At 72.6% G+C, this 11,068-nt stretch carries 9 protein-coding genes; 8 read left to right on the top strand and 1 reads right to left on the bottom strand.

Translation table 11 applies throughout. The features are described 5' to 3' along the window. The first annotated feature begins 75 nt into the window (after positions 1-75). From EOINJALH_RS26600 to EOINJALH_RS26580, 5 genes are all read left to right on the top strand, one after another. Positions 76-1,236, top strand: coding sequence for a PEP-CTERM sorting domain-containing protein (locus EOINJALH_RS26600; protein WP_144290182.1), 1,161 nt, complete (start codon positions 76-78; stop codon positions 1,234-1,236). A 244-nt stretch (positions 1,237-1,480) separates the two neighbouring features. Beyond that, on the top strand, positions 1,481-2,616 hold a 1,136-nt coding region (gene pcaF / locus EOINJALH_RS26595; protein WP_234414059.1), incomplete at its 5' end, for a 3-oxoadipyl-CoA thiolase. A 102-nt stretch (positions 2,617-2,718) separates the two neighbouring features. Further along, positions 2,719-3,993, top strand: coding sequence for an efflux RND transporter periplasmic adaptor subunit (locus EOINJALH_RS26590; RefSeq protein WP_088285917.1), 1,275 nt, complete (start codon positions 2,719-2,721; stop codon positions 3,991-3,993). 11 nt (positions 3,994-4,004) lie between these two features. After that, positions 4,005-5,243, top strand: coding sequence for an ABC transporter permease (locus EOINJALH_RS26585; protein ID WP_088285915.1), 1,239 nt, complete (start codon positions 4,005-4,007; stop codon positions 5,241-5,243). A gap of 7 nt (positions 5,244-5,250) precedes the next feature. Further along, on the top strand, positions 5,251-5,985 hold the full coding sequence (locus EOINJALH_RS26580) for an ABC transporter ATP-binding protein (RefSeq protein ID WP_088285913.1): 735 nt from the start codon (positions 5,251-5,253) through the stop codon (positions 5,983-5,985). A gap of 34 nt (positions 5,986-6,019) precedes the next feature. Here EOINJALH_RS26580 and EOINJALH_RS26575 read toward each other — a convergent pair whose 3' ends face one another. After that, on the bottom strand, positions 6,020-7,600 hold the full coding sequence (locus tag EOINJALH_RS26575; protein ID WP_088285911.1) for a class I adenylate-forming enzyme family protein: 1,581 nt from the start codon (positions 7,598-7,600) through the stop codon (positions 6,020-6,022). A 214-nt stretch (positions 7,601-7,814) separates the two neighbouring features. Here EOINJALH_RS26575 and EOINJALH_RS26570 point away from each other — a divergent pair, with 214 nt between their 5' ends. The 3 genes from EOINJALH_RS26570 to EOINJALH_RS26560 are packed head-to-tail and all read left to right on the top strand — an operon-like array spanning position 7,815 to position 10,452. Further along, positions 7,815-8,624, top strand: coding sequence for an SDR family oxidoreductase (locus EOINJALH_RS26570; protein ID WP_088285909.1), 810 nt, complete (start codon positions 7,815-7,817; stop codon positions 8,622-8,624). Next, positions 8,621-9,697, top strand: a complete 1,077-nt coding sequence (locus EOINJALH_RS26565) for a phosphotransferase family protein (protein WP_088285907.1) — start codon at positions 8,621-8,623, stop codon at positions 9,695-9,697. Before EOINJALH_RS26570 ends, EOINJALH_RS26565 begins: the two co-directional genes overlap by 4 nt. A 32-nt stretch (positions 9,698-9,729) precedes the next feature. Beyond that, complete coding sequence (locus EOINJALH_RS26560) at positions 9,730-10,452, top strand: BPSS1780 family membrane protein (RefSeq protein WP_144290181.1); 723 nt, start codon at positions 9,730-9,732, stop codon at positions 10,450-10,452. Positions 10,453-11,068: the final 616 nt, after the last annotated feature.

Genomic DNA, 11,068 nt, shown 5'->3' with positions numbered 1-11,068 from the left:
CCCCCTGATCAAGGGGGGTGGCGGCGCTGGGTTGATGTCATCATCTTCGCCGTTAGCTTTGGCAGGATCGAATTCATGCGCAACCCCCTCGAGAGCGTCGTCCGTCGCACCGGTTGTCGGATGCATGCGCCGCTGGCCGCCCTGATCGCCGTGTGCGGCGTCTCGGCCCACGCGCAGATCACCCCGGGGACGCGCGCGCCCACCGTGTCCGAGCAGCAGAGCTTCGAGCTGATCAACCGTTTCCGAGCCGACCCGCAGGGCGAGCTGTCGCGCATGCTGGGGGTCAGCCAGGCGACCTTGTCGTCGAGCATCACCCCGTCCACGTCCGCCGCCGGGGCCGACGGCACGGCATGGTCGGCCAACTTCTGGCAGAACCTGGCGCCGGGCAACCCTGCCGCCAGTGCGATGGACTTTTTCCACGTCAAGCCCGGCAACCTGTTGTTCCAGTGGTCGCAGTTGGCCGGTACCAACACGCTGCACCCCTTCGCCTGGAACGGTAACCTGGGCCAGTCGTCGCTGGGCTATGCCAACCTCGTGGTGGCCGACGCGGGCACCAGCGCCAGCCCGCACGCCGTGCCGCCCTATGCCAACTTCAGCTTCCAGCGCTTCACCGACGCCGGCTACGTGAACGCGGCCACGGTGGGTGAGAACATCGCCGCCAACTTCCCCAACAACACGGCCTACCAGCACGCCGGCTTCGCGGTCGACTGGGGCAACACCGCCAACGGCATCCAGTCGCCGCCGGGGCACCGCAACAGCATGCTCAGCGCGTCGTTCACCGAACTGGGCATCGGTATGGCGGCGGGCTGGACGGCGGGCAACGTCACGCAGGTGCAGCACTTCGGCGACCGCTTCGACAGCGCCGCAGAGTACGTGTGGGGCTACGCCTGGCAAGACCCCGCGCTCGGCAGCTACACCTACGGCGAAGGGCTCACCGGCCTGACCGTGCAGATCGTCAATGCCGGCAACAGCGTGCTGGGCTCGACCACGACCGACGCCAACGGCGGCTACACGCTGGACGTGGCGGCGCTGGCCAACGGCAACTACACCGTGCGGTTCCTGCAGGGGGCCAACCTGCTGGGCAGCCAGGCGGTCAACATCGGCAACCTGGGCCTGTACAAGGCCAGCTTCGTGACGACCCCGGTGCCGGAGCCCGCCACCTGGGCCACGCTGCTGGCGGGTGGCGCGCTGCTGGCACTGCGCCGCAGGCGCTCTCTGCGCACCCTGGCGCGCTGACGCTGCCGGCCCCGCCACCCTGAGGAGGCCGACCCGGCCCTGTCGGGGTCGGGCGGTGTGGTCCGTGTCGTGGAGACGATGGCCGGCGTGGCGGGGTTGATACCGCCTGCCCGGCGCGCAGGGGCGCGGCAGAATCGGCGGCCCCACCCACCACGCCGAGCCACCCCATGACCCACGCCTACATCTGCGACGCCATCCGCACCCCCATCGGCCGCTACGGTGGGGCGTTGTCGTCGGTGCGCANCGGTGCGCACCGACGACCTGGGCGCGCTGCCGATCAAGGCGCTGATGGCGCGCCACCCGAAGGTCGACTGGGCGGCCGTCACCGACGTGCTGTACGGCTGCGCCAACCAGGCCGGCGAGGACAACCGCAACGTCGCGCGCATGGCCGCGCTGCTGGCCGGCCTGCCCATCGCCGTGCCCGGCGCCACCATCAACCGGCTGTGCGGCTCGGGCATGGACGCGGTGGGCACCGCCGCGCGCGCCATCCGCGCCGGCGAAGCGCAGCTGATGATCGCCGGCGGCGTGGAGAGCATGAGCCGCGCCCCGTTCGTCATGCCCAAGGCCGAAACCGCCTTCAGCCGCAGCAACGCGGTGTACGACACCACCATCGGCTGGCGCTTCGTCAACAAGCTGATGAAGCAACTGCATGGCGTCGATTCGATGCCCGAGACGGCCGAGAACGTGGCCACCGATTTCAAGATCGAGCGCGAGGCCCAGGACCGCATGGCCCTGGCCAGCCAGTTGAAGGCCGTGGCCGCGCAGAAGGCCGGCTTCTTCGACGCCGAGATCGTGCCGGTGACGCTGGAGCAGAAGAAGGGCGACCCCATCGTCGTCTCGAAGGACGAGCACCCGCGCGAGACCAGCCTGGAATCGCTGGCCAGGCTGAAGGGCGTGGTGCGCCCCGACGGCACGGTGACCGCGGGCAACGCCTCGGGCGTGAACGACGGCTCGTGCGCACTGCTGCTGGCCAGCGAGGCCGCGGCGGCCCGGCATGGCCTCACCCCCAAGGCACGCGTCGTCGGCCTGGCCACCGCCGGCGTGGCGCCGCGCATCATGGGCATCGGCCCGGCGCCGGCCACCCGCAAGGTGCTGGAGCTCACCGGCCTGAACCTGGCGCAGATGGACGTCATCGAGCTCAACGAGGCCTTCGCCGCGCAGGGCCTGGCCGTGCTGCGCGACCTGGGCCTGCCCGACGACGACCCGCGCGTCAACCCCAACGGCGGCGCCATCGCGCTGGGCCACCCGCTGGGGGCCAGCGGTGCACGGCTGGTGACCACCGCGGTGAACCAACTCCACAGGATCAAGGGCCGCTACGCGCTGTGCACCATGTGCATCGGCGTGGGCCAGGGCATCGCGATCGTCGTCGAGCGGGTCTGAGCCTGACGGCCCAGTGGCCTGCGGCACGGCCGCGCGCCGGGCCGTGCGCACTGCCTGCGCTGGCACACATTGGGCTGGCCAGGCGGGTGCAACAATGCCGGCATGATTCGACGCCGCTGGCTGTGGGCCCTGATGGTGGCCGCCCTTGCGGCGGCGCTGGTGGCCGCGTGGGTGTTCCGCACGCCCACCGCGCCGGCCGTGCAGTTGCGCATCGTGCCGCTGGTGCGCACGCTGCAGTTCTCGGCCCGCGTGGCCACGGCCTCGCGCGTGGAGGTGGGTGCCACGGTCACCGGCCGCGTGGCGCAGGTGCTGGTGGCCGAAGGCGCCCGCGTGCGCCAGGGCGACGCGCTGGTGCGGCTGGAGGCCGACGAGTTGCAGGCCACGCTGTCGCAGGCGCTGGCCAGTGAACAGCAGGCCGCCGCGCGCCTGGCCGGGCTGCGCAGCACCGGCCGCCAGTCGGCGCAGGCCGGTGTGGTGCAGGCCGAGTCGGTGCTCACCGCGGCGCAGGCCGAACTGGGCCGCACGCAGGACCTGGTGGCCAAGGGCTTCGTCAGCGAGGCCCGCCTGGACGAGACCCAGCGGGCCGTGGCCGTGGCGAGGGCCCAATTGGCGGCAGCCCGCGCACAGGGCCTGGCCAATGCCGATGCCGGCACCGACGTGGCGCAGGCGCAGGCGCAGTGGGCGCTGGCCGTGGCCGGCACAGCGGCGGCGCGGGCGCGCCTGGCGCAGGCGCTGATCACCGCGCCGGCCGACGCCACCGTGCTGTCGCGCACCGTGGAGCCGGGCCAGATCGTGCAGGCCGGTCGGGCCTTGCTGGGCCTGGCGTTGTCCAGCCCGCTGACGCTGGAGGCGCAGGTCGACGAGCGCTACCTCGAGCAACTGGCCGTCGGCCAGGCCGCCGAGGTGGTGGCCGATGCCTTTCCGTCGCAGCGCTTCGCGGCCCGGGTGCAGTCGATCGCCCCGCTGGTGGACGCGCAGCGCGGCGCCATCGAGGTGAAGTTCGGCGTGGACGGCACGCCGCCGAGCTACCTGCGCGAGGACATGACGCTGTCGGTGGCGGTGCAGACGGCACGCCGCGACCGCGCGCTGGCGCTGCCGGCGGCGGCGCTGCGCGACGAGGCCGGGGCCGGGGGCGCCACCGTGCTGCGGGTGCGCGACGGCCGGGTCGAGTCGGTGCCGGTGACGCTGGGCCTGCGCACGCTGGAGGCCGCCGAGGTGCTGAAGGGCCTGGCCGAAGGCGACGTGGTGCTGCTCGGCCCGGCGCGGGCACCCGGCAGCCGGGTGCGCCCCGACACGGCGGCAGCGGTGTCGCTGGCCGCGCGCCCCGGCAAGGGCGAAGACGCCGGCTCGGCGCTCACCAACGCGATGGGCCGCTGAGGTCTGCGGCCATGTTCGACCTGCTCGGGTTCGAACGCCGCGTGGCCGTGCGCTTCCTGCGCGAAGGCCGCATGCAGAGCCTGCTGATCATCGTCGGCGTGGCCGCCGGCGTGGCGGTGGTGGCCTACATCTCGGCGCTGATCAGCGGCCTGCAGGCCAACACGCTGGACAAGACGCTGGGCGCGCAGGCGCACGTCATCGTGCGGCCGCTCGACGACGTGGTGACGCCGGCGCACACCCCGGCCTCCGGCGTGGCCGAACTGGTGCAGACCCAGCCGCGCGCGCAGCGGCCGCGTTCCATCGGCAACTGGCAGGCGCTGGTGCCGGTGCTGGAGGCGATGCCCGAAGTGGCCGCGGTGTCGCCGATGGTCTCGGGCGCGGCGCTGGCGCAACGCGGCGAGGCGTCCAAGGCCATCGCGCTGATGGGCGTGGACCTGGACCGCTATGACCGCATCGTGCACGTGCGATCCAAGGTGGTGGCCGGCACGCCGCGGCTGGCACCGGGCGAGGGCATCCTGGGCCGCGAGCTGGCCGACGACCTGGGCGTGCGCGTGGGCGACCGCGTGGCCGTGGTCACCGGCACCGGCACCCTCGTCGTCACCGAATCGCTGCACATCACCGCGCTGGTCGACCTGGGCGTGCGCGACCTGAACCGCCGCACCGTCATCGTGCCGCTGCGCGCCGCGCAGAGCCTGCTCGGACTGCCCGGCGGCGCCACCACGCTCGATGTGGCGCTGGTGGACGTGTGGCAGGCCCAGGTGCTGGCCGACGCGCTGTCGCGGCGCCTGCCCTACAAGGTGGAGAGCTGGCAGGAGGCCAATGCGCAACTCGTCTCGGCGTTGAACGCCCAGTCGGTCAGCACCAGCCTGATCCGCGGCGTGGTGATGGTGGTGGTGGTGCTGGGCATCGCCAGCGTGCTGGTGGTGTCGGTGGTGCAGAAGCGGCGCGAGATCGGCATCCTGCGCGCGATGGGCGCCACGCAAGGCCAGGTGCTGCGCATCTTCCTGTTGCAGGGGGCCATCGTCGGCGCGCTCGGCTCGGCGCTGGGCGTGCTGCTGGCCGCGGCGCTGGTGTGGCTGTTCGTCACCTTCGTGCGCGGCTCGGACGGCCTGCCGCTGTTCGCCATCACGCTGGCGCCGATGCTGGCGCTGCGCATCGCCGCGCTGGCCACGGTGTGCGGCGTGATCGCCGCGGTGGCGCCGGCGCGGCGTGCCGCGGCGCTCGACCCGGCCCAGGCCATCCGCATGTGAGGCCGCGATGAGCGACACCCCCTCGTCGCAGCTGCCTCTGCTGGAACTGGCCGGCATCCGCAAGCGCTACAACATCGGCCTGCCCAACGAGGCCGAGGTGCTGCACGGCATCGACCTGCGCGTGGGCCGCGGCGAGTTCGTCGCGCTGATCGGGCCCTCGGGCTCGGGCAAGAGCACGCTGCTCAACATCGTCGGGCTGCTCGAGCGCGCCACCGAGGGCAGCCTGCGCCTGCTCGGGCAGGAGATGGGCGGCCTGGACGACGCCGGGCTCACACAGTGCCGGCGCGCGTCGCTGGGCTTCGTGTTCCAGTTCCACCACCTTCTGCCGGCCTTCACCGCGCTGGAGAACGTGACGCTGCCGGCGCTGATGCGCGAGGGCCGGGTGAGCACCGCGCAGCGCGAGCGAGCGCGCTCGCTGCTGGCCGCGGTGGGCCTGGACAAGGCCATGGACAAGCGCCCCGGCGAGCTGTCGGGCGGCATGCAGCAGCGCGTGGCCATCGCCCGGGCGCTGGTGCTGTCGCCGCCGCTGGTGCTGGCCGACGAGCCCACCGGCAACCTCGACCGCGCCTCGTCCGACGAGGTCTTCGTGCTGCTGCGGCGCATGCACGCCGACCTGGGCACCACCTTCGTGGTCGTCACCCACGACCCGCGGCTGGCCGCGCGCTGCGACCGGCTGGTCGAACTGGTGGACGGCCACATCGACCGCGACGAGGCGATCGTGGCCGCGTCGGTGGAAGTTTAGCGGCCGGCGGGCAGCCTCTTGCGAGAGGGCAGCGTCAGCCTTCGCCCGAGGCCTTGGCCCAGGCCTGCCGCAGCTCGCGCTTGAGGATCTTGCCGATGGCGCTGCGCGGCAGTTCGTCGATCAGCCGCAGCGCGCTCAGCCGCTGGGTCTTGCCGACCTGGTCGTTGACCCAGGCGCGCAGCGCCTCGGGCTCGATGGTGCTGTCGGGCCGGCGCACCACGAAGGCCACCGGCGTCTCGCCCCATTCGTCCGACGGCACGCCCACCACGGCCGCATCGGCCACCTCGGGGTGGCGGTGCAGCACGGCCTCGAGGTCGCTGGGGTAGATGTTGAAGCCGCCGCTGATGACCATGTCCTTGCGGCGGTCGAACAGCGTGAGGAAGCCGTCGGCGTCGAAGCGGCCGATGTCGCCGGTGCGGATGAAGCGGCGGCCCTCGGCGTCGAACCACTCGGCCTCGGCCGTCTTCTCGGGCTGCTTGTGGTAGCCGCTCATCATGCCGCCGGACCGGCCGACCACCTCGCCGGTGGCCTCGCCGGTGGCGCTGCGCGGCACCTCTTGGCCGTCCTCGTCGATCAGCCGGATGTCGTGGCCCTCGGCCGGCTGGCCCACGGTGTGCAGCTTGGTGGGGTGCAGGTGGGCGTGCAGGATGCAGGTGCCGCCGCCTTCGGTCATGCCGTAGTACTCGACCAGGGCGCCGGGCCAGCGGGCCACGATGTCGGCCTTCAGGGCCGCGTGGAAGGGCGCGCTGGTGCACAGCTTGGCGCGGAAGGACGACAGGTCGTAGCGGTCGAACTCGGGCCGCGCCATCAGCCGCTGGTACTGCACCGGCACCAGCATCGTGTGCGTGGCGCGGTGGCGCTGGGCCAGTTCGAGGTAGCCGAGGGCCTCGAACTTGGGCATCAGGATCACCTGGCCGCCCGAGGCCAGCGTGGGGATCACCGCCACCAGCGTGGTGTTGGAATACAGCGGGGTGGCGATCAGCGTGACGCAGTCGGGCGCGTAGCCGGTGACGGCCGCCCGCTGGATGTGCGCCCAGCGCATCGAGTGCGGTTGCACGATGCCCTTGGGCGTGCCGGTGGTGCCCGAGGAGTAAATCAGGTTGAAGGCCCAGGCCGGGTCGATGGTCACCGGCCGTGGCCGCGCGCCCTCGGGCGCCAGCCAGGGCTCGATGCCTTCGTCCAGCCGCAGCACCGGGGGCAGGGTGGCGAGGTCGACGCCACCGTCGCGCAGGTTGTGCAGCGTGGCGGCGTCGGTGAAGAACAGCCGCGCATCGGCGTCGGCCACCATGTCGGCGATCTGCCCGGCGGTGGAACTGGGCGCCAGCGGCGCCACCGCCACGCCGGCGCGCAGCGCGCCGCAGAACACGGCCATGTAGTCGTTGCTGCTGCCGCCGCAGATGGCGATGGCGCTGGTGGGCTGCAGGCCGTCGCGCTGCAGCGCCGCCGCCACGCGGTCCATGCGCGCATCGAGCTGGGCATAGCTCAGCACCTGGTCGCCGCAGCGCAGCGCCGTGGCCTCGGGCGCGCGCTGCGCATGCTCGGCGATCATCGAGGCCAGGTCGCGGAAGGCAGGTGGCTCGGCCGGTGTGGCGTTCGTGACAGGTGGGGTGCTCATGTTGGGCTACGCTCTCGGCAAGACGACGGGCCGCTCCCGCGTTGGCGCACCCGCTGGGGTGGCGGCCGGCGACTGTCGCCGGCCCTGGGGGCGGACCTGTGAGGATCGAATGATTCTAGGCAGGTGGCCGCGTGGGCAGCGGCGCCAAGGACACAGCTGGCCGCCAGATGACGGCCCCCTGAGCCCCGACGACGACACGCAAACAGGAGACACGATGGACATCCGCGACAAGGTGGTGGTGGTGACGGGCGGTGCCTCGGGCATCGGCCGGGCGCTGTGCCTGCGCTTCGCCCAGGAGGGCGCGCGCGGCGTGGTGGTGGCCGACCTCGACGAGGCCAAGGCCGCCGCGGTGGTGGCCGAACTGGGGCCGGCGCTGGCCGACGGTGCGGCCGCCCTGGCCGTGCGCACCGACGTGTCCAGCGCCGCCGAGGTGCTGGCGCTGGTCGACCGCGCCACCCGGCAGTTCGGCCGGATCGACCTGTTCTGCTCCAACGCCGGCATCATCTCGCGCGCGGACCAGGACGCCCCGGCCGCCACCTGGCAACGGCACTGGGACGTCAACGTGATGGCCCATGTGCACGCCGCCAACGCGGTGCTGCCGCAGATGCTGGCGCGCGGCGAGGGCTACCTGCTGCAGACGGCGTCGGCCGCCGGACTGCTGAGCCAGGTGAACGCCGCACCCTATTCGGTCACCAAGCACGCCGCGGTGGGCTTCGCCGAATGGCTGTCGATCGCCCACGGCGACGCCGGCATCCGCGTGAGCTGCCTGTGCCCGCAGGGCGTGCTCACGCCGATGCTGCTGGGCGCCGACGGGCAGACCGGGCGCAAGAGCTTCCTCGCCGACGGGGCCGTCACGCCCGAGGCACTGGCCGAGGCGGTGGTGCAGGGCCTGCGCGACGAGCGCTTCCTGATCCTGCCGCACCAGGAGGTGCTGACCTTCTGGCAGCGCAAGACCAGCGACATCGACCGCTGGCTCAAGGGCATGCGCCGGCTGCGCGCCAAGGTGATGGGGGCCGCCTCGTGACGCTCGCCTCCGTTCCACCGGTCGAGCCCGAGCTGGTCGAGGTGCTGTCCCAACACCGGATCGACGCGTCCGCCGTGGCCGCCTGGCTGCGGCCGCACCTGGGCGCCGCGTTCGATGGCCAGGTGCAGTTGCGCCAGTTCCAGGGCGGGCAGTCGAACCCCACCTACCACGTGGCCACCAATGTGGGCGCGCTGGTGCTGCGCAAAAAGCCGCCCGGCCAGTTGCTGCCCAGCGCCCATGCGGTGGAGCGCGAGTTCCGGGTGATGCAGGCGCTGGGCGACTCCGGCGTGCCGGTGCCGCGCATGCTGGCGCTGTGCGAGGACGCGTCGGTGATCGGCACGCCCTTCTTCGTGATGCACCACGTGCCCGGCCGCCTGATGGGCACGCGCTTCGCACAGCATGGCACGCTGGACGAGCGCCGCGCCATCAACGACGACCTGGTGCGCGCGCTGGCCGCCCTGCATCGGGTGGACTGGCGCGCCGTGGGGCTGGAGGGCTTCGGCCGGCCCGAGCGCTACTTCGAGCGCCAGATGGCGCGCTGGTCGGCGCAGTGGGAAGGCTCGCGAACCGAAGAGGCGCCGGCCATGGAATCCCTGCGCGGTTGGCTGCAGCAGCACCTGCCCACCGACGAGGAGGCCGCCATCGTGCACGGCGACTACCGCCTCGGCAACGTGCTGGTGCACCCCACCGAGCCGCGGATCGTGGCCGTGCTCGACTGGGAACTGGCCACCATCGGCCACCCGCTGGCCGACCTGGCCTACCTGTGCATCGGCCACCACCTGCCGCCGTCGGAAGGCGGCTTCGTCGGGCTGGACCTGGCCGCCGAGGGCGTGCCCACGCAGGATGAGTGCGTGGCCCGCTACTGCGCCCATGCGGGCCGCGAGGTGCCGGCCGACATCGACCGCGTCGTGGCCTTCTCGATGTTCCGACTGGCCGCCATCTGCGCAGGGGTCTACCATCGGGCGCTGTCCGGCAATGCCGCCGACGCGCGGGCGCTGACCTTCCGCGACCGCTTCCTGTCCATCGCCGAAGCCGGCTGGGCGCTGGCGCAACGGTGCTCGGCGCGCACCTGAACCTGGCCCCGACACCCCGAAGGAGCGACCCCATGCAGGCTGGATCGATGGGCACCCAGGAGGCCCGCTCCGTCGATGCCGGGCGAGGCATCGCCTGGTGGACCGAGGCCTGGGCGCTGTTCATGAAGAACGCCGGGCTGTGGATCGTGCTCGGCCTGGTGCTGCTGGTCATCCTGATCGGCATCAGCGTGGTGCCGCTGCTCGGCAGCATCGCCGGCTCGGTGCTCATGCCCGTGTTCATCGGCGGCTGGATGCTCGCGGCGCGCAAGGTGGCGCAGGGCGGCACGCTGGAGGTGGCTGACCTGTTCCTTGGCTTCAAGGACAAGCTCAATCCGCTGCTGGTGCTGGGTGCGGCGTTTCTGGTGGCGGGCATCGCGATCGCCATCGTGGTGGGCGTGCTGGGCCTCGGCGCGGCGGTGGGCGTGGCCGGCACCCGGGGCAGCGCCGGCGGCATCCTCGCCGCCATCGGCGCCAGCCTGCTGGCGGTGCTGTCCGCACTGGTGCTCGGCGTGCTGGCGTCGATGATGCTGTGGTACGCCCCGGCGCTGGTGGCGCTGCGCGGCATGGCACCGGTCGACGCCATGAAGACCAGCTTCGCGGCCTGCCTGAAGAACCTGATGGCCCAGTTGCTCTACATGGTGGTCTGCCTCATCGCGATGGCCATCGCGTCCATCCCCTTCGGCCTGGGCTGGCTCGTGCTGGTGCCGGTGATGCTGCTGACCGTGTACGTGTCGTACGAGGACCTGTTCGGGTAGTTGCCGCCGCAACGCGAGCGCGTCCGACAGCCCGCGGCCGCGCCGCTCGATGCCAAGAGTGCGGAGGTCGGTATTTGGCTCGTTGCGAGCGTTCGGGTGGACCCGAGTCGCTGAGGCGGCATAGCCGCGTGCGGGCAGGCCGGGGAGCTTCGCTGTGGCGGTCGGCTGCGCCGACTGCCCTGCAGTGCTCGGCCCTGCGGTGCGCCGCAGAACTCGCTTCGCGCCCGTCGGGCGCTGCACTCAGACAACCGCGTCGAGCTTGATGACGACGCGCGCTGCGCGCGCCACCGCAGGGCCTGCGCGCTTCGGCGCCACAGAGGCGCTCCCCGGCCTGCCCGCACGCGGCTTTGCATCACCGGCGGTGGCGGTCGAAGTGGGGTTCCTCTTGGTGCGCCACCCATGGTTCTGCGCGGCAGGCGGCGGCCGGCGGGGGCGCTGTGTGTGGCGGCGAGAAGCGCAGGCTCGGGGGCGGCGCGCGCAGCGCGCTTCGTGGACATGCTCGCCGCAGTTGTCCGAGCGGAGCGCCCGCAGGGCGCGCAGCGAGTTCTGCGGCGCGACCCCGAGACGAGCATCACAGCGCAGTCGGCGCAGCCGACCGCCACAGTCAGCGCCACCG

It is taken from the genome of Ideonella sp. A 288 (assembly GCF_002198735.1).
Taxonomy (GTDB): domain Bacteria; phylum Pseudomonadota; class Gammaproteobacteria; order Burkholderiales; family Burkholderiaceae_C; genus Pseudaquabacterium.
This window is presented reverse-complemented; position numbering and strand designations above follow the sequence as displayed.

Bases quoted from the DNA above. Each gene is read 5' to 3' on its own strand.
- EOINJALH_RS26600 (WP_144290182.1), top strand. From the start codon at position 76: ATGCGCAACCCCCTCGAGAGCGTCGTCCGTCGCACCGGTTGTCGGATG.
- EOINJALH_RS26590 (WP_088285917.1), top strand. From the start codon at position 2,719: ATGATTCGACGCCGCTGGCTGTGGGCCCTGATGGTGGCCGCCCTTGCG.
- EOINJALH_RS26585 (WP_088285915.1), top strand. From the start codon at position 4,005: ATGTTCGACCTGCTCGGGTTCGAACGCCGCGTGGCCGTGCGCTTCCTG.
- EOINJALH_RS26580 (WP_088285913.1), top strand. From the start codon at position 5,251: ATGAGCGACACCCCCTCGTCGCAGCTGCCTCTGCTGGAACTGGCCGGC.
- EOINJALH_RS26575 (WP_088285911.1), bottom strand. From the start codon at position 7,600: ATGAGCACCCCACCTGTCACGAACGCCACACCGGCCGAGCCACCTGCC.
- EOINJALH_RS26570 (WP_088285909.1), top strand. From the start codon at position 7,815: ATGGACATCCGCGACAAGGTGGTGGTGGTGACGGGCGGTGCCTCGGGC.
- EOINJALH_RS26560 (WP_144290181.1), top strand. From the start codon at position 9,730: ATGCAGGCTGGATCGATGGGCACCCAGGAGGCCCGCTCCGTCGATGCC.